This is a genomic window from Streptomyces sp. NPDC055506, assembly GCF_053643595.1.
The window spans coordinates 1-22136 of sequence record NZ_JBSHKH010000024.1 but is presented as its reverse complement, the minus strand read 5'-3'; the positions used below and the strand labels follow the sequence as shown (position 1 = coordinate 22136).

Sequence of the window (22136 nt, the reverse complement as noted above, 5' to 3'; positions counted from 1 at the left end):
CAGGGCCGATCGGTCCTGGTCGTTCCCGCTCGTTCCTTTACCAACAAGGGATGCCGATGACCCTCACCCCCCAGCGAGACCCGATATCGGGCCCGAGACGTGTGGCGCGGATAGCCGTGGCCGCCGGTCTCGTCGCCGCGCTCTCCGCGGCCGGGCCGATCCCCCTGGCCTTCGCCGCCGACGGTCCGGGCGCCTCCGCCCCCGCCGACCCGGACGTCAAGTCCGCGCCCGCCAAGCTCGGTTCGGAGGACGCGGACCTCCTCGCGGAGGCCAAGGCCGACGGCGACAAGACCGTCACCATGATGATCGCCACCGCGCCCGGGAAGACCGAGCAGGTCGCCGGGCAGCTGGACGCGGTCGAGGGCGGCACGGTGGGCCGGGCCGACGACAAGCTGGGCTATGTCCGCGCCACCGTCCCGACGTCCCGGGCGGACGCGGCCATCGCCGCCGCCGCCAAGCTCTCCTCCGTGCACGGCATCGACCTGCGCAAGGAGATCCCGCTGGACGACCCGACGCCGAGCGCGGACGCCGCCAAGGGCGCCAAGGCCACCGGCACCTACCCGGCCCCCGGGAAGAAGACTCCGGCGGAGAACCCGTACAACCCGTCCTTCGAGACGGGCGCGGTCGACTTCGTCGAGGACAACCCGAAGGCGGACGGCCGCGGCATCACCATCGGCATCCTGGACTCCGGGGTGGACCTCGGCCACCCGGCGCTGCAGAAGACCACCACCGGCGAGCGGAAGATCGTCGACTGGGTGACCGCGACCGACCCGGTCGTCGACGGCGACCGCACCTGGCGCCCGATGACCACCTCCGTGTCCGGGCCCACCTTCACCTACGGCGGGAAGACCTGGACAGCCCCGGCGGGCTCCTACAAGGTCAGCACCTTCCTTGAGTCGTACACCACCGGCGGCGACGCGGCGGGCGACGCCAACCGGGACGGCGACACCACCGACGCCTGGGGCGTGCTGTACGACGCGGCGTCCGGCACGGTCCGCGTCGACCTGAACAACAACAACGACTTCGGTGACGACACCGCGATGAAGCCGTACAAGGACGGCTTCCAGATCGGGTACTTCGGCACCGACGACCCTGCCACCGACATCGCCGAGCGGCAGCCGTTCGTCGTCGAGATCCGCAAGGACGTCGTCGTCAACGCCTCGGGCGCGAAAGCCGACTTCGTCAACATCGGCGTCATCGAGTCCGAGCACGGCACGCACGTCGCCGGCATCACCGCCGCCAACGGCCTGTTCGGCGGCAAGATGGACGGCGCCGCTCCGGGCGCCAAGCTGGTCTCCTCGCGCGCCTGCACCTGGTCCGGCGGCTGCACCAACGTCGCGCTCACCGAGGGCATGATCGACCTCGTCACCAAGCGCGGCGTCGACATCGTCAACATGTCCATCGGCGGCCTGCCGGCGCTGAACGACGGCAACAACGCGCGCGCCGAGCTGTACACGCGCCTGATCGACGAGTACGGCGTCCAGCTGGTGATCTCCGCGGGCAACTCCGGCCCCGGCACCAACACCATCGGCGACCCGGCCCTGGCCGAGAAGGTCATCTCGGTCGGCGCGTCCGTCTCCAAGGAGACCTGGGCCGCCAACTACGGCTCGGTCGTGGAGAAGGAGTACGCGCTGATGCCGTTCTCCTCGCGCGGCCCGCGTGAGGACGGCGGCTTCACCCCGACCCTGGTCGCCCCGGGTGCCGCGATCAACACCATCCAGACCTGGATGCCGGGCGCCCCGGTCGCCGAGGCCGGCTACACCCTGCCGGCCGGCTACGGCATGCTCCAGGGCACCTCGATGGCCTCCCCGCAGGCCGCCGGCGCCGCCGCGCTGCTGCTGTCGGCCGCGAAGCAGAAGAAGATCGACCTCACGCCGGCGACCCTGCGCACGGCCCTCACCTCGACCGCCGACCACATCAAGGGTGTGCAGGCGTACGAGGAGGGCGCGGGCCTCATGAACATCGAGGACGCCTGGGACTCGATCCGCGACGACGCCACCTCGCACTCCTACACGGTCAAGGCGCCGGTCGACACCGCGATCGACCAGTTCCTGAAGACCCCGGGCTTCGGCACGGGCCTCTACGACCGTGAGGGCGGCCTGAAGGCCGGTCAGAAGAAGACCTACGAGGTCACCGTCACCCGTACGTCCGGCGCCGACAAGGCGATCCGGCACGAGCTGCACTTCGAGAACAACGCGGCCGGCACCTTCCGCATCGTCGGCTCCGACGAGGTCAAGCTGCCGCTGAACCAGCCGGTGACCGTCAAGGTCCAGGCCGCGCCGAAGTCCGCCGGTATCAAGAGCGCGATCCTCGAGGTCGACGACCCGAAGACCGAGGGCATCGACCGGCAGGTCCTGAACACGGTCGTCGTCGCCGAGCCCCTGAAGTACACCTTCTCCGCCTCCGACTCGGTGCAGCGCAACAGCTCGAAGCACTACTACGTCACCGTGCCCGAGGGCGCGAAGACGCTCGAGGTCGCGATGAGCGGGCTGAAGGACAAGAGCCAGACCCGGTTCATCTCCATCCACCCGTACGGCGTCCCGTCCGACCCGACGTCGACGGTCAACTGCTACCCGAACTACGCCAACCCGGCCAACACCTGCCGCCCCGACCTGCGTTCGTACGCGAACCCGCAGCCGGGCGTGTGGGAGATCGAGGTCGAGTCGCGCCGTACCTCGCCGCTGCTCGACAACACGTACAAGCTGGACGTCGCCGTGCTCGGCGCGGCCTTCGACCCGGAGACCGTGACCGTGCCCGAGGCGAAGGTCGGCACCCCGGCCGCCGCCTCCTGGAAGGTGACGAACGGCTTCGCCGCGCTCGACGGCAAGCTGGTGGGCGGCCCGCTCGGCTCGGCGAAGACGACCCGCCCGTCGATCAAGCAGGGTGAGACGCAGACCACCACGGTCGAGGTGCCCGCGGGCGCGAAGTCCCTGGACGTCGCCATCGGCGGTGTCTCGGACGCGGCCGCCGACCTGGACCTCGTGGTCTACAACGCCGCCGGCACGCAGGTCGGCAGCTCCGCGGACGGCGACTCGGAGGAGTCGGTCTCCGTGCCCTCGCCGGCCGCCGGGAAGTACACCGTCGAGGTCGTCGGCTACTCGGTGCCGGCCGGCACCACCGCTTACGACTACCAGGACGTGTTCTTCTCCCCGTCCCTCGGCAGCGTCGGCGTCGACGGCTCGGCGCCGGTGAAGCTCGGCACGGGCGCGTCGGCCACGGTCTCGGGCAACGTCACCGCCGCGGCGGCCGCTCCCGAGGGGCGTGAGTTCTTCGGGCAGGTCCAGCTGGTCAACGCGCGCGGCACGGTCGCGGGCCTGGGCAGTGTGAAGATCGAGAAGGTTGTGCCGTAGCTCCGGCCGACAGTCTCTGTGGGCGGGCGTCCGTGCGGGCGCCCGCCCTTCTTCATGCGCCTCTACGGGCAGGGGCATGTGCCTCTACGGGCAGGGGATCGTGCGCGACTCGGGCAGGGCGGCGGTGATCCAGGCCCGTTCGCGGGCGATCTCCTTCTCCCCGATGCTCCACAGGTCCGGTTCGGCCTGCCCGCGCGAGATCCCGACGAGAACGTGGGCGCCCGGCCGCAGCCGGGGGTCGATGTCCTCGGCCATGGGGAAGACGACCTGCTCCTCGCTCTCGGCGGGCTTGTAGGAGCGCTCCACTTCGAGGGTGACGCGGTCCTGCCCGGTGCCGGGGACCGGTTCGACCTCGGCGACGGTGCCCTCGACGACGAGCCGGGCGCAGGCGAGATAGCCGGCGTGGCCGAGCTTGGCGTCTTCGCTGCCGTGCTGCGGACTCGCCGCGGTATCAGCGGCCGAACTCCCGGCCGAGTCGTCCCCAGCCCCGCCCCCGGCCTGCACGACGAGCCACCCCATGCCCACGACGACAGTGGCAGCCGCGGCGGCGGCGAGCCCGCGCAGGGCCAGGGAGAGGGGCCGGGGACGGTTGCGCCGCGCGGCCAGAGAACGGACACCGGCCTCCTGCCGGGGCTGCGAACAAACATCAGCCCCCGGCCCAGGCTGCGGCCCGTCCCCCCGGCCCTGCGTCGGCAGCACCCTCACCGATGGGTCGGCGGCCGCCCCTGGCCCGGCGGCGGGCGCGGCAGCCCGCGGGCCCGCTGCCGGCCCTGCCGCCGGGATTCGCCCCGCCGGATCCGCCGGGTCCGCCGCATTCGCCGGAGCCCGCGCTCCGGCCTCGGTCCTGGCACCGGCCTCCAGCCGGGCCCCGTCGCCGTGCGCCAGCGTGTCCCCCATCAGGGTGAGCTGCTCCCGCAGCAGGGCGACATCGGCCACGGCCGTTCGGTGGGCCGCCATGTAACCGGCGTCCTGCCGGGCGCCCTCCGGCACCGGGTCGCCGAGGATCGCCGCCATCAGCGCGTCCATGCCGTCGTACTCGCCACCGGCACGAACGTCACTGCCGTCAACGCCGTCACTGCGATCACGCCGGGCGGCATCGTTCTCGTTGTTCTCGTTCCGGGCGGTCACGTCACACCACCTCGTCCTCGTGCAGGCGGGCGCGCAGGGCCCGTACCGCCGTGTGCAGCCTGCTCTTGACCGTGCCCTCCGGGACGCCGAGCTGCTCGGCGATGGACCGCACCGGCAGATCGGCGTAGAAGCGCAGGACGACGACCTGGCGCTGGGCGTCGGGCAGCTCCTCCAGGCCCTGCGCGACGGCGACCGACAGGACGCTGGTGTCCTCCCCCGAGGGATGCGCCGGCTGGCGCAGGGCGGCCAGCCGCTCCCCGAGCCGCTCCTGGCGGCGCTTGGCCCGGTGCCAGTCCATGGCCAGGTTGGAGGCGACGACCGCCGCCCACGCCGAGACGTCCCGCGGCGCCTCCCGGCCGCTCGCGGCCCGCTCCAGCAACCGCAGGCGGACCTGCTGCACCCCGTCCGGCAGGTCCGCCTGCGGCACCCCGCCCAGCGCGAGCACCGCCCGCACCCGGCGCTCCTGTGCCGCGTCCAGCGGATCGGCCCCGCTCTGCGGATCGTCGCCGGCGTGCGTCTCCCGGCCGCGCCGGGCTCTTCCGCGCAGCAGCACAAGCCACCCCCCTCGCGTGTTTCTCCTACGACGCCGGCCCGGCCCGGAACGTTCGGTCGTCCTCGGAAGGATTTCCGGACAGGACGACAGAGGTATACGTCACACTCCCGTGTGGCGGAGGGAGGGAGGGGCAGGTGAGCTTGCGGCGCACGACCCCTGTCGAGCCAATTTCTCCAGCTCAGAGCGGCTGGCACCGCAGGTCCGCAACCGAAGGGTGGGACACGTCGTCCCACTCTTCGGGCAGACCGGGGAAAGAAGTGGACAGGTGGGCCGTGGTCGGCCGCATGATGGAAAAGCCTCGGCCAAGCAACGAGCATGTGAAGAGACGCACGAGAGGGAGTCACCGTGAGGGTCGGAATCGTCGGAGCCACCGGACAGGTGGGCACGGTCATGCGCAGGATCCTCAAGGAGCGGAACTTCCCGGTCACCGAGCTGCGCCTGTTCGCCTCGGCCCGCTCGGCGGGCTCCGAGCTGGACGGCGTGACGGTGGAGGACGCGGCGACCGCCGACTACACCGGCCTGGACATCGTGCTCTTCTCCGCGGGCGGTGCCACGTCCAAGGCGCTGGCCGAAAAGGTCGCCTCCCAGGGCGCCGTCGTGATCGACAACTCCTCCGCGTGGCGCAAGCACCCGGAGGTGCCCCTGGTCGTCTCCGAGGTGAACCCGCACGCGATCAAGGACCGCCCCAAGGGCATCATCGCCAACCCGAACTGCACGACGATGGCCGCGATGCCGGTCCTGCGTCCGCTGCACGCCGAGGCGGGCCTTGAGGCCCTGGTCGTCGCCACGTACCAGGCGGTCTCGGGCTCCGGTCTCGCGGGCGTGGCCGAGCTGCACGGCCAGACGCAGAAGGTCGTCGCCGACGCCGACAAGCTCACCCACGACGGCGACGCGGTCGACTTCCCCGAGCCGGGCGTCTACAAGCGCCCCATCGCCTTCAACGTGCTGCCGCTCGCGGGCAACATCGTCGACGACGGTCTGAACGAGACCGACGAGGAGCAGAAGCTCCGCAACGAGTCCCGCAAGATCCTGGAGATCCCCGAGCTGAAGGTCTCCGGCACCTGCGTGCGCGTCCCGGTCTTCTCCGGCCACTCCCTCCAGGTCAACGCCCGCTTCGCCCGGCCGATCTCCCCCGAGCGGGCGACGGAGCTGCTGGCGGACGCCCCGGGCGTCGTCGTCACCGACATCCCCACCCCGCTCCAGGCCGCCGGCCAGGACCCCTCCTACGTCGGCCGCATCCGCCGCGACGAGACGGTGGACAACGGCCTGGCCCTCTTCCTCTCCAACGACAACCTCCGCAAGGGCGCGGCGCTGAACGCGATCCAGATCGCGGAGCTGGTGGCGGCGGAGCTGAAGGGCTAGGGCCTGTCGTTTGGATCACGCCGCAGACGCGAGGTCTGGCACGCGCATCTGCCGCGTTGTCGTCGGTTGCCGATGCTCCGCATCGACGCCCTCCTCCGCCTTGCAGCTGCACGCACCAGACCCCGCTCACCGGCGCTGACTAGGTGCCGCCCGTTCCCTGCGACCTGATCCAAACGACAGGCCCTAGTCCCTGCGCACCTCGTAGTAGAAGCAGCCGTACTCGACGGCCCGGACGTGGACGAGCGCCACGGCCGGGTCGTCGAATGCTTCCGTGACGGCCTCCTCGAAGGCGGCGGGGTCCCCGGCGACCAGCCGGCCGCCCAGGATGCGCCCGTCGGCCGAGTAGCGGCGGACCGTGCGATGGCTGTTGGTGAAGGGCAGCGCGTCGGTGTCCGGCCCCGCGCACTCCTCGGCGTGGATGAAGACCGGGCCCTGTTCGTCGTAGGCGCCCGGGTCGACGTGCTGCTCCGACGCCCAGCGGCGCAGCGGGGCGTACGAGACCAGGGCGATGCGTTCGCCCGGTTCGGCGTGGCGCAGACAGCAGCGGAGCGGTGAGCCGCCCTCCGCGGTGGTGAACGGGACGGTGGGGCGGCCCGCGTCGTCCGTCGTGCGGAGGTCCTTCAGGGCGCGCGGGGTGATGGGCAGTGCGCTGTAGGTCGTCATACTCCTCAGGCTCGCTCGCGCGGGCCCGGGGCACCGGCGGATTCCGGACGTCGCCCTCCGCACCCTCGCCGCTAGAGGGGTATCCCTCGAAGACGCCCCGGTCGTCGCCCGATGCGAAGCTGCCGTGGAAAGATGGCGCAAGCCACCCATAACGAGGAGATGACCGCGTGCCTGGCACAAACCTGACCCGCGAAGAGGCGCAGCAGCGGGCGCAGCTGCTCGCCGTTGACTCGTACGAGATCGAACTCGATCTCTCCGGCGCGCAGCAGGGCGGCACCTACCGGTCCGTGACCACGGTGCGCTTCGATGTGACCGCCGAGAACGGTGCCGAGTCGTTCATCGACCTCGTCGCCCCGGCCGTGCACGAGGTGACCCTGAACGGGGACTCCCTCGACCCCGCCGAGGTCTTCGCGGACTCCCGGATCGCCCTGTCCGGCCTGCTCCAGGGCCGCAACATCCTCCGGGTGGTCGCCGACTGCGCGTACACCAACACCGGTGAGGGCCTGCACCGGTTCGTCGACCCGGTCGACGACCAGGCCTATCTCTACACCCAGTTCGAGGTTCCGGACGCCCGCCGGGTGTTCGCGAGCTTCGAGCAGCCGGACCTCAAGGCGACCTTCCAGTTCACCGTGAAGGCGCCGGAGGGCTGGACCGTCATCTCCAACTCGCCCACTCCGGAGCCCCAGGACAACGTCTGGGTCTTCGAGCCGACGCCGCGCATCTCGTCGTACATCACGGCGCTGATCGTCGGCCCGTACCACTCCGTGCACAGCGTGTACGAGAAGGACGGCCAGTCCGTCCCGCTCGGCATCTACTGCCGTCCCTCGCTCGCCGAGTACCTCGACTCGGACGCCATCTTCGAGGTGACCCGGCAGGGCTTCGAGTGGTTCCAGGAGAAGTTCGACTACACGTACCCGTTCAAGAAGTACGACCAGCTGTTCGTGCCGGAGTTCAACGCGGGCGCGATGGAGAACGCGGGCGCGGTGACCATCCGCGACCAGTACGTGTTCCGGTCGAAGGTGACGGACGCGGCGTACGAGGTGCGCGCGGAGACCATCCTGCACGAGCTGGCCCACATGTGGTTCGGCGACCTCGTGACGATGGAGTGGTGGAACGACCTGTGGCTGAACGAGTCGTTCGCCACGTACACGTCGATCGCCTGCCAGGCCGCCCACCCCGAGTCGCGCTGGCCGCACTCGTGGACCACGTTCGCCAACTCCATGAAGACGTGGGCGTACCGCCAGGACCAGCTGCCGTCGACGCACCCGATCATGGCCGAGATCAACGACCTGGACGACGTGCTCGTCAACTTCGACGGCATCACCTACGCGAAGGGGGCTTCCGTCCTGAAGCAGCTCGTCGCGTACGTCGGCGAGGACGAGTTCTTCCGGGGCGTGCAGGCGTACTTCAAGGCGCACGCGTTCGGCAACACGCGCCTGTCCGACCTGCTGGGCGCCCTGGAGGAGACCTCGGGGCGTGATCTGAAGTCGTGGTCGAAGGCCTGGCTGGAGACGGCCGGCATCAACGTCCTGCGCCCGGAGATCGAGACCGGCGCTGACGGCCTCGTCACGTCCTTCGCCATCCGCCAGGAGGCCCCGGCCCTGCCCGCGGGCGCGAAGGGCGAGCCCACGCTGCGCCCGCACCGAATCGCCGTCGGCCTGTACGAGCTCGACGACGAGAGCGGCAAGCTGGTCCGCGAGGAGCGCATCGAGCTGGACGTGGACGGCGAGCTGACGGCCGTACCGCAGCTGGTGGGCAAGCGCCGCCCGGCCGTGATCCTGCTCAACGACGACGACCTGTCGTACGCGAAGGTCCGCCTGGACGAGCAGTCCCTCGCGGTCGTCACGGAGCACCTCGGCGACTTCGAGTCGTCGCTGCCGCGCGCCCTGTGCTGGGCGTCGGCCTGGGACATGACCCGCGACGCGGAGCTCGCGACCCGCGACTACCTGGCCCTGGTGCTGTCCGGCATCGGCAAGGAGTCGGACATCGGCGTCGTGCAGTCGCTGCAGCGCCAGGTGAAGCTGGCCATCGACCTGTACGCCGACCCGGCCGGACGCGAGGCGCTGCTGGCCCGCTGGACCGACGCGACGCTGGCCCATCTGCGGGCGGCGGCGCCGGGCAGCGACCACCAGCTGGCGTGGGCGCGCGCGTTCGCCGCGACGGCCCGGACGCCCGAGCAGCTGGACACGCTGGACGCGCTGCTCGACGGCTCGCAGACGATCGAGGGCCTGGTCGTCGACACGGAGCTGCGGTGGTCGTTCGTGCAGCGGCTCGCGGCGGTCGGCCGGTTCGACGAGGCGGAGATCGCGAGCGAGTACGACCGTGACCGCACGGCCGCCGGTGAGCGCCACGCCGCCACGGCCCGGGCGTCCCGCCCGACCGAGGAGGCCAAGGCGGAGGCGTGGGCGTCGGTCGTCGACTCCGACAAGCTGCCGAACGCCGTGCAGGAGGCGGTCATCGGCGGTTTCGTCCAGACCGACCAGCGTGAGGTGCTCGCCCCCTACGCGGACCGGTACTTCGAGGTGGTCAAGGACATCTGGGAGTCCCGCTCCCACGAGATGGCCCAGCAGATCGCCGTGGGTCTCTACCCGACGGTCCAGGTCTCCCAGGAGACCCTGGACAAGACGGACGCCTGGCTCACCGCCGCCGCCCCGAACGCGGCCCTCAGGCGCCTGGTCTCGGAGTCCCGCGCGGGCGTGGAACGCGCCCTGCGCGCCCAGCAGGCGGACGCGGCGGCGCAGTAGTCGTCGTCAGCCGTCGTGTGGGGCGCCCGGTGGTCTGCCGGGCGCCCCTCCGCTTTTTCTCCTTCACCGGGCGGTGAGCGAGGCGGTGAGCGGGGCGGTGAGCGGGGGCGGATCTACCGTCGCAGTGCCCTGTCCATCACGTCCGACGGTTCTTCCACGTCCGCCGGTTCTTCCACGTCCGCCGGTTCTTCCACGTCCGCCGGTTCTTCGCGACCGTTCTTTCCAGTCTTTCCAGAGAAACTGAACGTTCGCGGGGCCGCCTGTCCCCGCCCCCCGATCTGCCCCGCCACCGTCGCCCCGAACGCCAGCCCCATGCCGACCAGCTGCACCGGCGTCAGTGCCTGCCCGAGCGCCGCCCAGCCGACGACGGCCGCGGTCAGCGGGGAGAGCGGGCCGAGGAAGGTGACCTGGGTGGCGGTGAGGCGGCCGATGCCGCGGAACCACAGCCAGTACGCGACCGCCGTGTTGGCGACGGCGAGGTAGAGGTAGCCGCCCACCGCACGGCCGTCCAGCGCCGGCGGCGCGCCCTCGACCAGGAGGGCGAGCGGCGCGATGAGCAGGCCTCCCGCGGTCAGCTGCCAGCCGGTGAGGGCGAGCGGGCCGACTCCGTCGGGCCGACCCCACCGCTGGGTGAGGACGGTTCCGGCGGACATCGAGACCGTGGCGGCGAGGGCCGCCAGCAGGCCGAGCGCGTCCAGCGCCCCGGCGGCCCGCAGGACGACGAGGCTGACGCCGAACGCGGCCACGGCCCCGGTCAGCAGCGTGCGCACCGTCGGCCGCTGCCCGAGCAGCAGCGCCGCGAGGCCTGCCACGAACAGCGGCCCGGCCGAGCCGACGACCGCCGCCATCCCCCCGGGCAGCCGGTACGCCGAGAGGAACAGCAGCGGGAAGAAGGCGCCGATGTTCAGCGCGCCGAGCACCGCCGCCTTCCACCACCAGGCACCGCGCGGCAGCACCCGGGCGAGGGCGAGCAGCAGCAGACCGGCGGGCAGGGCGCGCATCAGTCCGGTGAACAGGGGGCGGTCGGCCGGGAGGAACTCGGTGGTGACCGCGTAGGTCGTGCCCCAGGAGACGGGGGCGAGGGCGGTGAGAGCGATGAGAGCGGGGCGGGAGGAGGCCATGGGTGGCACCCTTCGAAGTAGGTCGGTAGAAAGTAGCTTAGCTCTAAGCAACTTTCCGTCAAGCTACTTTCTTGCGGGTGACCGAGAGGCGGCCGATACTCGTGCCATGAACGAACGCCCCGAAGAACGCCCCGGGCAGCGCAAGGACCCCGTCGACGCGATCATCGACCAGTGGGGGACGGTCCGGCCCGAGCTCGACACCAGGGCGATGGAGGTCTTCGGCCGGGTCTCCCGGCTCGCCCGCGCGATGGCGGACCGCCTGGAGGACACCTACGGCCGGTTCGGGATCTCACGCGGCGAGTTCGACGTCCTGGCGACCCTGCGCCGCTCCGGCGAGCCCTACACGCTCTCACCGCGCCGGCTGTCGGAGACGCTCATGCTGACCACGGGCGGGATGACCGGCCGCCTGGACAAGCTGGAGCGGGCCGGGTTCCTGCGCCGCTCTCCCGATCCGCACGACCGGCGGGGCCTTCAGGTGACGCTCACCGAGGAGGGGCTGCGCCTCATCGACGAGGCGGCGGTGGCGGGGCTGACCGTCCAGACGGAGGCCCTGTCGGGCCTGGACGAGAAACAGGCCGGCCAACTGGCCGGCCTGCTGAGGGAACTGCTGGCGGGGACGGAGGGGACAGCCGGGCGGTGACCGCCCCTCCACAACGCCCTGATCAGACCTTGGCGTCGGCCTCGGCCTTCGCCTTGGTGTCGATGTTGGAGCTGGTCGTGTCCTTCTGCTTGTGCGACTTGTCGCCGATCACCACGAGGAAGTGGATGATCAGGTACAGCACGATGGGGGCCGCGACGAAGAGGCCCAGCGTCTCGATGACGCTCAGGCCCGGGCCGGGGTCGTCACCGTCGTCGCGGCTGAGCGCGGAGGCGGGGGACGACATGAGCAGCATCATGAGCGTCGTACCGGCTGCCAGGGCGCCGGCGCGCAGGGCGTTCTTCTTGTCCACGGTGTCAAAAGTATCCAACGCCCCCGGGGGCCGCGCGCCCGGGGTGCCGTAAGAGTCGCCCTCAGCCGCCGGACGGACCGGCCGGCTCGCGCAACACCTCGATGAGGGCATGCAGTCGGGGCGACGCCGCCAGCTCCTCCAGTGTGACCGGGCGGCCCCCCGCGTCCGCGATCGGCAGCCTCCAGTTCGGGTACTGGTCCCAGGTGCCCGGGAGGTTCTGCGGGCGGCGGTCGCCGACCCCGTCCGGGAGCCAGACGCCGACCATGCGGGCCGGGGTGCGCAGCAGGAAGCGGTGGACGGCCTGGATCTCGGCCTCCTCCGAGGAGGTGTCGGTGCCCCCGCCGGTGCCGTGCAGCAGGCCGAGACGGGCGAGCAGGGACAGCCATTCGCCGGTGTCGGCGGCGGCCTCGGCGCGCTCCTCCGCCAGCGGGCGGGCGAGCAGGCCGAGGCTGTCGCGGAGTTCGACGTGCTCGCCGGTGAGGCGGGCGGCCGTGGAGGGCAGATCGTGGGTGGTGGCGGTGGCCAGACAGTCGGCGCGCCAGCGGTCGGGGGGCAGGGGGTGGCCGTCGCCGTCCCAGTCGCGTTCGAACCACAGCACGGACGTGCCGAGCACCCCGCGCTCGCGCAGCGCCTCCCGGACGCCGGGTTCCACGGTGCCGAGGTCCTCGCCGATCACCGGCGCCCCGGCCCGGGAGGCCTCCAGCACGAGCACGGCGAGCATGGCCTCGGCGTCGTAGCGGACGTAGGTGCCCTCGGTGGGCGGGTGGCCCTGGGGGACCCACCAGAGGCGGAACAGGCCCATGACGTGGTCGATGCGCAGGGCTCCGGCGTAGCGGAACAGGGCGCGCAGCAGCTCGCGGAAGGGGGCGTAGCCGGACTCGGCGAGGCGGTCGGGGCGCCAGGGCGGCAGGCCCCAGTCCTGGCCGCGCGCGTTGAAGGCGTCCGGAGGCGCGCCCACCGACATCCCGGCGGCGAAGTACTCCTGCTGCGCCCAGGCGTCGGCCCCGCCGGGGTGGACGCCGACGGCGAGGTCGTGCACGATCCCGACCGGCATCCCGGCCTCCCGGCCGGCGCGCTGCGCCGCGGTCAGCTGGGTGTCGGTGAGCCAGGCGAGCCGGGACCAGAAGTCCACCCGGTCCATCAGGCCGTTGCGGGCGCGGACGGTGTCGGCCGAGCGGGGGTCGCGCAGGCCGGTCGGCCAGCGGTGCCAGTCCGGGCCGTGCACCTCGGCGAGCGCGCACCAGGTGGCGTGGTCCTCCAGGGCCCGGCCCTGCTCGGCGAGGAAGTCGCAGTAGGCGGCGCGTCTGCCGGGGCCCAGCGGCACTTCGCAAATCAGCCCGAGCGCCTCCCGCTTGAGCTCCCACACGGCGTCCCGGTCGATCAGCGCGCCCTCCTCCAGCACCGCTTCACGCAGTCGGCCGGATCTCTCCAGCAGCGCGCGCAGCCGCTGGGGGTCCTCGACGTACGCGGCCTCGGGAATGTCCTCGATCCGCAGGTGCACGGGATCGGGGAAGCGGCGGGAGGAGGGGCGGTACGGAGAGGGGTCGGTGGGGGCGCCGGGCACGGCCGCGTGCAGCGGGTTGACCTGGACGAACCCGGCGCCGAGCGAGCGCCCGGCCCAGCCGGCCAGTTCGGCGAGGTCGCCGAGGTCGCCCATGCCCCAGGAGCGGCGGGAGAGGAGGGAGTAGAGCTGGACGAGCAGTCCGTACGAGCGCCCGGGCGGCGTGGGCAGGCGGGCCGGGGCGATGATCAGGTGGGCGTCCGCGGCACGGCCGTCGGGTGCCGTGGCGGTCAGCCGGTGGACACCGGGCGGGAGTTGCCCGGCCGAGGCGCGGGTCTCGCCCTGCTCCGTCTCGATGCGCAGCCGGGTGCCCTCGGGGAGGGCGGCCAGGGCGGCCGGTGGGTCCGCGCCCCAGCCGACCACTGTGGGCGGCAGCAGTCGTGCCCCCTGTTCCCGCTCCCGGTCGGCGAGCGCGGCGCGGACGGCGCCGGGCGTGCTCGCGTCCACACCGAGAGCGGCCAGGGTCAGAGTGACCGCGGTGGCCGAGGCCGCCAGCGTACGGTCCGGGGACGGGCTGTAAGAGGTGGCGACGCCATGCAACTCGGCGAGGCGGGACAGTTCCTCGGAAGGCGGTTCGGCCGGCCGCGGTGCGGTCATCTGCGCCTCTAGATCCCTGAGAAGTCCGTGAGGAAGGCGGAGGGCTCGCTGGTCAGCGGGGCGGATTCGGCGAGCGGGGGCTCGCTGGTGAGGGGCTCGGCGTCGGGGAGCGGGGGCTCGCTGGTGAGCGGGGGCTCGGCGCAGGTGTTCTCGGAGCTGAAGACGCAGTAGTGGGGGTCTTCGTAACGCGGGTCGTCGTAGTGGGGGTCGAGTTCGGCGGACGTGTCCGCCACGGGTTTGGACGGGGCCGGGAGCGGAAGGAAAGTCATCGCAGCCACGGGGGCCTCCTTGTAGAGCTTGTCGCGTTCAACTTTCGAAGGGTTACCGCAGCCCTACCCAGTCGACGCGATGGCAGACGTCCCAGACCGAACATCGTTATCCTGCTCACATTCCACTCCCCTCCACTCTCTCCAGAGTCCGGCAAATCAGCCACAACGGCCACTCTCGTTGACACCTTCACCGGGCGGGTGGTGGGCTCGTGGTCCCGGTCGGACACATCTGGAGGGGGCCTGTGGGACTGCGGCGTGGAAAGCGGGCAGTGGCCCTTGCGGTCGCCGTCGTCGCCGGAAGCCTCGGCGCCCCGCCCGTCGCGGTGGCGGACCCGCCCGCCCCCGGCCCCAGCGCGACACCGGCACCCGACACGACCGGACCCGGCCTCTCCGTCTGGCCGCGCCCGCAGTCGCTGCGCGCGAACGGCGCCCCGGTCGCGGTCACCGACGAGGTCGCGCTGCTCACGGACCCCACGGCGGATCCCCACGCCGTCGACGCGCTGCGCGCGCTGCTGCGGCAGGCCGGTGCCCGCCGTGTCACGGACTCCGCCCGGCCCGGCGCCCTGGTCGTGCGGGCGGGGAGGGAGCCGGCCCGCCGCGGCGACCGCCACGCCCTCCCGGCCGGGGGGTACGAGCTGGCCGTCGGCCGGGGCGGCGTCTCCCTCACCGGAACCGGCGAGGACGGGCTGTTCCACGCCGTACAGACGCTGCGGCAACTGCTGCGCCCCGACGGCACGATCGCGGCGGCCGTCGTACGCGACTGGCCCGGCACCGCCGTACGCGGCATCACCGAGGGCTTCTACGGCACCGCGTGGACGCACCGGCAGCGGATGGCGCAGCTCGGCTTCATGGGGCGCACCAAGCAGAACCGTTACCTGTACGCCCCGGGCGACGACCTCTACCGGCAGGCCCGCTGGCGTGAGCCGTACCCGGCGAAGCAGCGGGCCGAGTTCCGGGAGCTGGCCGAGCGGGCGCGCGGCAACCACGTGAAGCTCGGCTGGGCGGTGGCCCCGGGTCAGGCGATGTGCTTCGCGTCGGACGCCGATCTGCGAGCGCTGACGCGCAAGCTCGACGCGATGTGGGCGCTGGGATTCCGGGCCTTCCAGCTCCAGTTCCAGGACGTCAGCTACAGCGAGTGGCACTGCGACGCGGACGCCGACCGGTTCGGCTCCGGCCCGCGGGCGGCGGCTGAGGCGCAGTCCCGGGTGGCGAACGCGGTGGCCCGGCACCTGGCGGAACGGCACCCCGGCGCCGCCGGTCTGTCGCTGATGCCGACCGAGTACTACGAGGACGGCACGACCGACTACCGGCGGGCGCTGGCGAGCGAGCTGGACAAGGGTGTCGAGGTGGCGTGGACGGGCGTCGGGGTGGTGCCCCGCACCATCACGGGCGGGGAGCTGGCCGACGCGCGGGAGGCGCTCGGGCACCCGCTGGTCACGATGGACAACTACCCGGTCAACGACTACGACCCCGGCCGTATCTTCCTCGGCCCCTACCAGGGCCGTGAGCCCGCCGTCGCGACCGGCTCCGCCGCCCTCCTCGCCAACGCGATGCAGCAGCCGGAGGCGTCCCGCATCCCCCTGTTCACCACCGCCGACTACGCGTGGAACCCGCGCGCCTACAGCCCCGGGGAGTCCTGGCGGGCCGCGATCGCCGACCTGGCGGGCGGGGACCGGAGCCGTGAGCAGGCCCTGGCGGCGCTCGCCGGGAACGACGCGTCGTCGGTGCTGGACGACGAGGAGTCGGCGTATCTGCGCCCGCTGGCCGAGGCGTACTGGCGGGACCCCGCGCCGGGCGGCGACGCCGCACGACGGCTGCGCGAGGCCTTCACCGTGCTGCGCGAGCTGCCCCGGCGGCTCTCGGACACCGCCCTCGCCTCCGAGGTCGCTCCCTGGTCGCAGCGGCTGGCCGGCTACGGCGAGGCGGGCGCGGCCGCGCTCGACATGCTGGACGCGCAGCGCGCCGGGGACACGGCGGCGGCCTGGACGGCGTACCGCAGGCTGGGCACCCTGCGGGCCGGGCTGGAGTCGGCGCGGGCCGAGGTCGGCACGGACGTCCTGGACCCCTTCCTGCGGCGCGCGCAGAAGGCGTACGCGTCCTGGGCGGGCATCGACCACGAGCCGCCCCGCAACCCCGGCGGCCCCTCGGACGACCGCACCCTGCGCTTCCCCCGCCCCCGCCCGCTGACGGCCGTGACGGTCCTCACCGACCCCGGCACCGAGGGCGCGGTCGAGGCACACGTCCCCGGCCGGGGCTGGCGGCCGGTCGGGCGGCTGTCGGGGTCGGGCGCGACCGAGGTGCGGGTCGACTCGCCGGTGGACGCCGTGCGGGTCGCCGGGCCCGCTCCGGCCCGGGTGCGCCACCTCGTCCCCTGGTTCGACGACTCCCCCGCGACCTCCCTGGAGCTGGAGCGCGACCAGGTGGACGCCGAGACCGGCCGGGTCCTGCGGCTGACGGCGGGGCTGGGCTCGCTGCGGCCCGCCGACGCCCGCGGCAGGCTCACCGTCGAGGCGCCCGAGGGCGTACGGGTCCGGGTGCCGAAGGACGAACTGACCGTGGAGCGCGGCACGCGGATGGAGGTCCCCGTCGAGGTGACCGTCGAGCGCGGCACGCCGATGCGGTCGTACGACATCCGGCTGGGCTTCGCGGGAGCGACCCGCACGCTCACCGTCCGCGCCGTCCCGCCCACCGGCGGCCCCGACCTGGCCCGCACCGGCACGGCGCGTTCCTCGGGCGACGAGACGCCCGACTTCCCGGCGTCGGCGGCGAACGACGGCGACCCTCAGACGCGCTGGTCGTCCCCGGTGGACGACGGCGCCTGGTGGCAGGTCGAGCTCCCCCGCCCGGCGCGCCTCGGGCAGGTCGTGCTGCGCTGGCAGGACGCCCACCCCTCGGCGTACCGCGTCCAGGTGTCGGCGGACGGCCGCAGGTGGCGCACCGCGGCGACGGTACGGGACGGCCGGGGCGGCCGGGAGAGCGTCCGCGTGGACGAGCGGGACGTGCGTTTCGTGCGGGTGCAGGGCGACAAGCGGGCCACGCGGTTCGGGTATTCGCTGTGGTCGGCGGAGGCGTACGCCATCACGGAGTGATCCCCTGGGGGAACTCTCAGCCCCCGGTTCGGAACCGAATCAGCGATGACTATTCACTTAGTACATGTACTCAGTACATAATGATGGGCATGAGCACCCGCCACATCCTGCTGGGCCTGCTCGCCTCGGGTCCGAGCCACGGCTATGACCTCAAGCGACGCCACGACGACCGCTTCCCGCAGGCCCGCCCGCTGGCCTACGGGCAGGTCTACACGACCCTCCAGCGCCTCGTCCGGGACGGCCTCGCCGAGGTTGAGGGGACCGACTCGGACGGCGGCCCGGAGCGGACGATGTACCGCGCGACCGAGGACGGGACGCGTGAGCTGTCCCGCTGGGCCGGGGAGATCGCGCCGCCCGCCCCCTTCGTCGCGAACGAGATCTTCGCCAAGGTCGTCGTCGCGATCCTCTCGGGCGGCGACCCGGCCGGGTACCTGAGCGCCCAGCGCGCCGCCCACATGGAGCGGATGCGGGAGCTCACGGCACTCAAGGCCGCCCAGGGCGCGGACTTGGCGACCGTGCTCTCGGCGGACTACGCCGTCAACCACCTCGACGCCGACCTCCGCTGGATGACCACCACGGCGGCCCGGCTCACCACCCTGACCGCGGAGGTCGACGCAGCATGAGCAGACCCGTGCCTCTCCTCACGGCCCGTGGCCTCACCAAGGCGCACGGCAGGACACCCGCCCTGCGCGACGCGTCGGTCGAACTGCGCCCCGGCGAGATCCTCGCCGTGACCGGCGCGAGCGGCAGCGGGAAGTCGACGCTGCTGCACTGCCTCGCCGGGATCGTCCGCCCGGACGAGGGCTCGGTGACGTACGACGGCCGGCGCCTCGACGACCTGCCCGAGAAGCGGCTGAGCGAGCTGCGCCGTACCGAGTTCGGCGTGGTGTTCCAGTTCGGGCAGCTCATCCCCGAGCTGACGGCCCTGGACAACGTCGCCCTGCCGCTGCTGCTGGCCGGCACCGGCCGCGCCCGTGCGCGGGCCACTGCCGGTGAGTGGCTGGAGCGGTTCGGGGTGCGCGGTCAGCAGGAGTCGCGGCCGGGCGAGCTGAGCGGCGGCCAGGCCCAGCGGGCCGCGCTGGCCCGGGCCCTGGTCACCGGCCCGAAGGTGGTCTTCGCCGACGAACCGACGGGCGCGCTGGACTCCCTCGCGGGCGAGCAGGTCATGACGGCCCTGGTGCACACGGCCCGCGAGTCGGGCACCGCGGTCCTGCTGATCACCCACGACGCCCAGGTGGCGGCGTACGCGGACCGGGAGGTGCAGCTGCGGGACGGCAGCGTGGCGACGACGGGGGTGACGGCGTGAACCTGCGTGCCGATGTGCGCCTCGCCTGGGAACTCACCCGCGGTTCCGACCGCGGTGAGTGGTGGCGGGTCAGCCTGACGGCGACGGGCGCGGCGCTCGCGACGGGCTTCGCCCTCACCGCCGTCGCCCTGGCCTCGCTGCGCGGCTCCTACAACGTGCCCTACGCCGCCGGCCTGCTGGACCAGCCCGGCACCCGGTCCGGTGTGATCGTCAGCCTGCTGCTCCTGCTCGTGCCGGTGCTCGGGTTCCTCGGGCAGTGCGCGCGGATCGGGGCGGTGCACCGCGACCGACGGCTGGCGGGGCTGCGGCTGGCCGGGGCGACGCCCTGGCAGGTGCGGCGGATCGCCGCGCTGGAGACCGGCTTGGCCTGTCTGCTGGGCTCGGCGGTCGCCACCGTCGTCTCGGTGCTGCTCCTGCTGCGCCTGTGGGACCGGCCGACCGCCCTGGCCTGGGCGGGGATCGCCCTGGTCGCCGTCGCCGTACCGCTGCTGGGCGCGACGGCGGGCGCGCTGGCGCTGCGCCGGGTGGTGGCCTCGCCGCTCGGCTGGGTGCGCAGGGTCGGACCGCGCTCCGGACGAGGGCCGGGGCTGCTGTTCCTGGGCGGCGTCCTGCTCGTCGCGGCACTGGCGCTGCTGGCCGTGACCACCACCGCCACGCCCGCCGCCAACCGGCCGGGCGGCGGACCGCCGCTGATGATGGCGGGCGCGGTCCTCGCGGTCGGCGCGGGCGCCGTGTGGCTCTCCGGGGCGGCCGCGAGGGCGACCGGGCGGCTCCTGGCGGTCCGGGCCAGATCGGCGGCGACGCTGATCGCGGCCGAACGGCTGCGCGACGACCCCTGGTCGGCTTCCCGCACGCACGCGGCGGTGCTGCTGGTGACCGTCGTCGGGACCGGCTTCCTCGGCGTCCGGCAAGCTCTGACGCGGGCGCTGCACTCCGAGACCCGGCTCGCCGAGGACCTGTCCTACTACACCACCGGCCTTGACCTCACGGGCGCCGCCATCGCGGTCGCCCTCGCCATCACGCTGTCCGGGCTCGCCGTCGGCACCGCCGAGTCCCTGGCCACCCGCCGCCGGGGCCTCGCCGCGCAAGCCGCCGCCGGGGTGCCACGCACGGTGCTCGGCCGGGCGCTGCTGCTGGAGACCGCGCTGCCGCTCGCCCCGGCGGTGCTGCTGGCGGGAGCCGGCGGCATGGCCATCGGCACGGTGTACGGCGCTGCCACCGGGGGCTGGTCCGTGCCCTGGGCGGCACTGCTGGTGCCCCTCGCCGTCCACGCCGCCTGCCTGCTGGCCGCGGCCACCTCACTGCCCCTGCTGCGCCGCACGGTGCGCCCGGGGGAGCTGCGGTACGCGTAAGGGCGCACCGCGTGACAGGCCGGCCCGGGGGAACGGGGGTTCCCCGGGCCGGCCTGTGCCGCTCGCGGCAATACGAAGGCCCGGATCGTCGTCAGGCGGGAATGCCGTCGATCCGGGCCATGGCGTCGTCCGCGCCGTACGGCTGCAAGTACGGCAGCCAGCGCGGATCCCTGTGGCCGGTCCCGATGATGCGCCAGGCGAGGCCGGAGGGCGGGGCCGGTTTGTGGCGCAGCCGCCAGCCGATCTCGATGAGATGTCGGTCGGCCTTCACGTGGTTGCAGCGGCGGCAGGACGCCACCACGTTGTCCCAGACGTGTTTGCCCCCGCGGCTGCGCGGGATGACGTGGTCGACGCTGGTTGCGACGCCACCGCAGTACATGCACCGGCCCCCGTCGCGGGCGAACAGTGCCCGGCGGGTCAGTGGAACGGGCCCCCGATAGGGAACCCGGACGAATCGCTTGAGCCGGACCACGCTGGGTGCGGGGACTGTGACGGTCGCGCTGTGCAGAAAGGCGCCGGACTCCTCGAGGCATACGGCCTTGTTCTCGAGGACGAGGACGAGCGCGCGGCGGAGCGGTACGACACCTAGCGGCTCGTACGACGCGTTGAGGACCAGGACATGCGGCACGGGTGCCTCCTTGGACGCCGGCGGCGCGTGGCTCGCGCCGGGACGATTCGTAGTCAGTCTCTCCTCATGCCTGGTGGAAGCGCCACCATGTCCCGGTAACGGGCTGGGAGTGTTTTCGACCACATCTGATTCATCCCCCAGATCATGGCCTGTTCAAGCCCAGGTGAGCACGGTCTCTCCTTCACACATTCCGAGGGAACACACACAATGCCCCGTTAGTGTGGTGGTTCTGCCCCTTCGGTGACCCAGTCGTGACCTTGACTTGCCGTAGACCCCCGAACCACTCCACCGGGGCAGACCGCTGCACCTGGAGGTACCCGCCGTGTCCATGTCCCCCGCGGACGCCGTTCTGATGGCCGCCGACCCCACGCCGTCGCCGACCCCCTCGGATTCGCAGAGCCCGAGAGTGCCCTCGCTGCAGGACGCCCACGAGAGCGCGACGAACGCCGCCGGCTGGATCGAGCAGAACTGGTCGACATGGCTCGCGATCGGCCTGCGGGTGCTGCTGATCGTGGTCATAGCGGTGGTGTTGAGGGTCGTCGTGCGACGGGCGATCACCAAGCTGATCGAGCGCATGAACCGGAACGTCCCGTCCCTGGACGGCGGCGCGATCGGCGGACTGCTGGTCAACGTCGAACGCCGCCGCCAGCGTTCGCAGGCCATCGGTTCGGTGCTGCGCTCGGTGGCGTCGTTCCTGATCATCGGCACGGCCGCGCTGATGGTCCTGGGCACCTTCCAGATCAACCTCGCCCCGCTGCTGGCCTCGGCCGGTGTCGCCGGTGTGGCGATCGGTTTCGGCGCCCGCAACCTCGTCACGGACTTCCTGTCCGGCGTCTTCATGATCCTGGAGGACCAGTACGGCGTCGGCGACACCATCGACGCGGGCGTCGCCTCCGGCGAGGTGATCGAGGTGGGCCTGCGCGTGACCAAGCTGCGCGGCGACGGCGGCGAGATCTGGTACGTCCGCAACGGCGAGGTCAAGCGCATCGGCAACCTCTCGCAGGGCTGGGCCACGGCCAACGTGGACGTCACGGTCCACTCCGGTGAGGACCTGGACAAGGTCAAGGCCACGCTCGACGAGGTCGCCGAGAAGATGGGCGCCGAGGAGCCCTGGAACGAGCTGCTGTGGGGCCCGATCGAGGTCCTCGGCCTGGACAGCGTCCTGCTGGACTCCATGGTCGTGCGTGTCTCGGCCAAGACGATGCCCGGCAAGTCCCTGACCGTGGAGCGCGAGCTGCGCTGGCGCATCAAGCGGGCCTTCGACGCGGCGGGCATCCGGATCGTCGGCGGCGCCACGGCCCCGGCGGAGGAGCAGCTCGTCGACCCGACAGCGGGGATGGCGGCCCCGTCGGTGTACGCGAACGCCACGTCTCCGCAGTCGGCGGCGGCGTCTCCGCTCGCGCCCGCGGCGCCGACGAGCACCACGAAGTAGCGGCTTCGACGAGCACCACGAAGTACAGCTT

General features: G+C 72.7%; 17 protein-coding genes. 9 read left to right on the top strand and 8 right to left on the bottom strand.

Features of this window, described 5'->3' with window-relative positions; genetic code table 11:
• The first annotated feature begins 56 nt into the window (after positions 1-56).
• A complete protein-coding gene (locus ACWIF2_RS12200; protein WP_454360085.1) occupies positions 57-3350 on the top strand; it encodes a S8 family serine peptidase in 3294 nt (1097 codons plus the stop codon).
• Between the two features lie 84 nt (positions 3351-3434).
• Here ACWIF2_RS12200 and ACWIF2_RS12195 read toward each other — a convergent pair whose 3' ends face one another.
• The gene (locus ACWIF2_RS12195) at positions 3435-4478 is read right to left on the bottom strand and encodes a hypothetical protein (RefSeq protein WP_454360084.1); all 1044 of its coding nucleotides are present in this window, start codon (positions 4476-4478) and stop codon (positions 3435-3437) included.
• Position 4479: 1 nt separating this feature from the next.
• Positions 4480-5028 carry an RNA polymerase sigma factor gene (locus tag ACWIF2_RS12190; protein WP_454360135.1) on the bottom strand — a complete coding sequence of 183 codons (549 nt, stop codon included), beginning with the start codon at positions 5026-5028 and terminating at the stop codon, positions 4480-4482.
• A gap of 348 nt (positions 5029-5376) precedes the next feature.
• Here ACWIF2_RS12190 and ACWIF2_RS12185 point away from each other — a divergent pair, with 348 nt between their 5' ends.
• On the top strand, positions 5377-6393 hold the full coding sequence (locus tag ACWIF2_RS12185; RefSeq protein ID WP_454360083.1) for an aspartate-semialdehyde dehydrogenase: 1017 nt from the start codon (positions 5377-5379) through the stop codon (positions 6391-6393).
• 183 nt (positions 6394-6576) lie between these two features.
• Here ACWIF2_RS12185 and ACWIF2_RS12180 read toward each other — a convergent pair whose 3' ends face one another.
• Positions 6577-7056 carry a DUF1203 domain-containing protein gene (locus tag ACWIF2_RS12180; RefSeq protein WP_454360082.1) on the bottom strand — a complete coding sequence of 160 codons (480 nt, stop codon included), beginning with the start codon at positions 7054-7056 and terminating at the stop codon, positions 6577-6579.
• Positions 7057-7223: 167 nt separating this feature from the next.
• Between ACWIF2_RS12180 and pepN the strand changes: the two genes are divergently transcribed.
• Positions 7224-9800, top strand: coding sequence for an aminopeptidase N (pepN, locus tag ACWIF2_RS12175; RefSeq protein ID WP_454360081.1), 2577 nt, complete (start codon positions 7224-7226; stop codon positions 9798-9800).
• A 113-nt stretch (positions 9801-9913) separates the two neighbouring features.
• Here the strand turns inward: pepN and ACWIF2_RS12170 are convergent, their stop codons facing one another.
• Positions 9914-10921 carry an EamA family transporter gene (locus ACWIF2_RS12170; protein WP_454360080.1) on the bottom strand — a complete coding sequence of 336 codons (1008 nt, stop codon included), beginning with the start codon at positions 10919-10921 and terminating at the stop codon, positions 9914-9916.
• Between the two features lie 106 nt (positions 10922-11027).
• Here ACWIF2_RS12170 and ACWIF2_RS12165 point away from each other — a divergent pair, with 106 nt between their 5' ends.
• Positions 11028-11561 carry a MarR family winged helix-turn-helix transcriptional regulator gene (locus ACWIF2_RS12165; protein ID WP_454360079.1) on the top strand — a complete coding sequence of 178 codons (534 nt, stop codon included), beginning with the start codon at positions 11028-11030 and terminating at the stop codon, positions 11559-11561.
• 22 nt (positions 11562-11583) lie between these two features.
• Here the strand turns inward: ACWIF2_RS12165 and ACWIF2_RS12160 are convergent, their stop codons facing one another.
• The 3 genes from ACWIF2_RS12160 to ACWIF2_RS12150 form a co-directional block, all read right to left on the bottom strand.
• Entirely contained in the window at positions 11584-11871 is a 288-nt protein-coding gene (locus tag ACWIF2_RS12160; protein WP_454360078.1) for a hypothetical protein, read from the bottom strand.
• A gap of 61 nt (positions 11872-11932) precedes the next feature.
• Complete coding sequence (gene malQ, locus ACWIF2_RS12155) at positions 11933-14029, bottom strand: 4-alpha-glucanotransferase (protein ID WP_454360077.1); 2097 nt, start codon at positions 14027-14029, stop codon at positions 11933-11935.
• Between the two features lie 8 nt (positions 14030-14037).
• Positions 14038-14307 carry a hypothetical protein gene (locus tag ACWIF2_RS12150; protein WP_382493876.1) on the bottom strand — a complete coding sequence of 90 codons (270 nt, stop codon included), beginning with the start codon at positions 14305-14307 and terminating at the stop codon, positions 14038-14040.
• A 233-nt stretch (positions 14308-14540) separates the two neighbouring features.
• Here ACWIF2_RS12150 and ACWIF2_RS12145 point away from each other — a divergent pair, with 233 nt between their 5' ends.
• The 4 genes from ACWIF2_RS12145 (at position 14541) to ACWIF2_RS12130 (ending at position 20045) form a co-directional block, all read left to right on the top strand.
• Positions 14541-17387, top strand: a complete 2847-nt coding sequence (locus ACWIF2_RS12145; RefSeq protein ID WP_454360076.1) for a beta-N-acetylglucosaminidase domain-containing protein — start codon at positions 14541-14543, stop codon at positions 17385-17387.
• Positions 17388-17476: 89 nt separating this feature from the next.
• The gene (locus tag ACWIF2_RS12140) at positions 17477-18010 is read left to right on the top strand and encodes a PadR family transcriptional regulator (protein WP_454360075.1); all 534 of its coding nucleotides are present in this window, start codon (positions 17477-17479) and stop codon (positions 18008-18010) included.
• Positions 18007-18693, top strand: coding sequence for an ABC transporter ATP-binding protein (locus ACWIF2_RS12135; RefSeq protein WP_454360074.1), 687 nt, complete (start codon positions 18007-18009; stop codon positions 18691-18693). Before ACWIF2_RS12140 ends, ACWIF2_RS12135 begins: the two co-directional genes overlap by 4 nt.
• A gap of 2 nt (positions 18694-18695) precedes the next feature.
• Positions 18696-20045: an FtsX-like permease family protein gene (locus ACWIF2_RS12130; protein WP_454360134.1), complete on the top strand. Its 1350-nt coding sequence runs from the start codon at positions 18696-18698 to the stop codon at positions 20043-20045.
• 91 nt (positions 20046-20136) lie between these two features.
• Here ACWIF2_RS12130 and ACWIF2_RS12125 read toward each other — a convergent pair whose 3' ends face one another.
• Complete coding sequence (locus ACWIF2_RS12125; protein ID WP_382493890.1) at positions 20137-20673, bottom strand: HNH endonuclease; 537 nt, start codon at positions 20671-20673, stop codon at positions 20137-20139.
• 328 nt (positions 20674-21001) lie between these two features.
• On the opposite strand from ACWIF2_RS12125, the gene ACWIF2_RS12120 reads away from it, so the two are divergent.
• Positions 21002-22105 carry a mechanosensitive ion channel family protein gene (locus ACWIF2_RS12120; protein ID WP_454360133.1) on the top strand — a complete coding sequence of 368 codons (1104 nt, stop codon included), beginning with the start codon at positions 21002-21004 and terminating at the stop codon, positions 22103-22105.
• Positions 22106-22136: the final 31 nt, after the last annotated feature.

What these genes read in the sequence shown, in the direction of transcription:
- ACWIF2_RS12200 (WP_454360085.1), top strand. Translation starts at nt 57, where the DNA reads ATGACCCTCACCCCCCAGCGAGACCCGATATCGGGCCCGAGACGTGTG.
- ACWIF2_RS12180 (WP_454360082.1), bottom strand. Translation starts at nt 7,056, where the DNA reads ATGACGACCTACAGCGCACTGCCCATCACCCCGCGCGCCCTGAAGGAC.
- ACWIF2_RS12170 (WP_454360080.1), bottom strand. Translation starts at nt 10,921, where the DNA reads ATGGCCTCCTCCCGCCCCGCTCTCATCGCTCTCACCGCCCTCGCCCCC.
- ACWIF2_RS12165 (WP_454360079.1), top strand. Translation starts at nt 11,028, where the DNA reads ATGAACGAACGCCCCGAAGAACGCCCCGGGCAGCGCAAGGACCCCGTC.
- malQ (WP_454360077.1), bottom strand. Translation starts at nt 14,029, where the DNA reads ATGACCGCACCGCGGCCGGCCGAACCGCCTTCCGAGGAACTGTCCCGC.
- ACWIF2_RS12140 (WP_454360075.1), top strand. Translation starts at nt 17,477, where the DNA reads ATGAGCACCCGCCACATCCTGCTGGGCCTGCTCGCCTCGGGTCCGAGC.
- ACWIF2_RS12135 (WP_454360074.1), top strand. Translation starts at nt 18,007, where the DNA reads ATGAGCAGACCCGTGCCTCTCCTCACGGCCCGTGGCCTCACCAAGGCG.
- ACWIF2_RS12120 (WP_454360133.1), top strand. Translation starts at nt 21,002, where the DNA reads ATGTCCCCCGCGGACGCCGTTCTGATGGCCGCCGACCCCACGCCGTCG.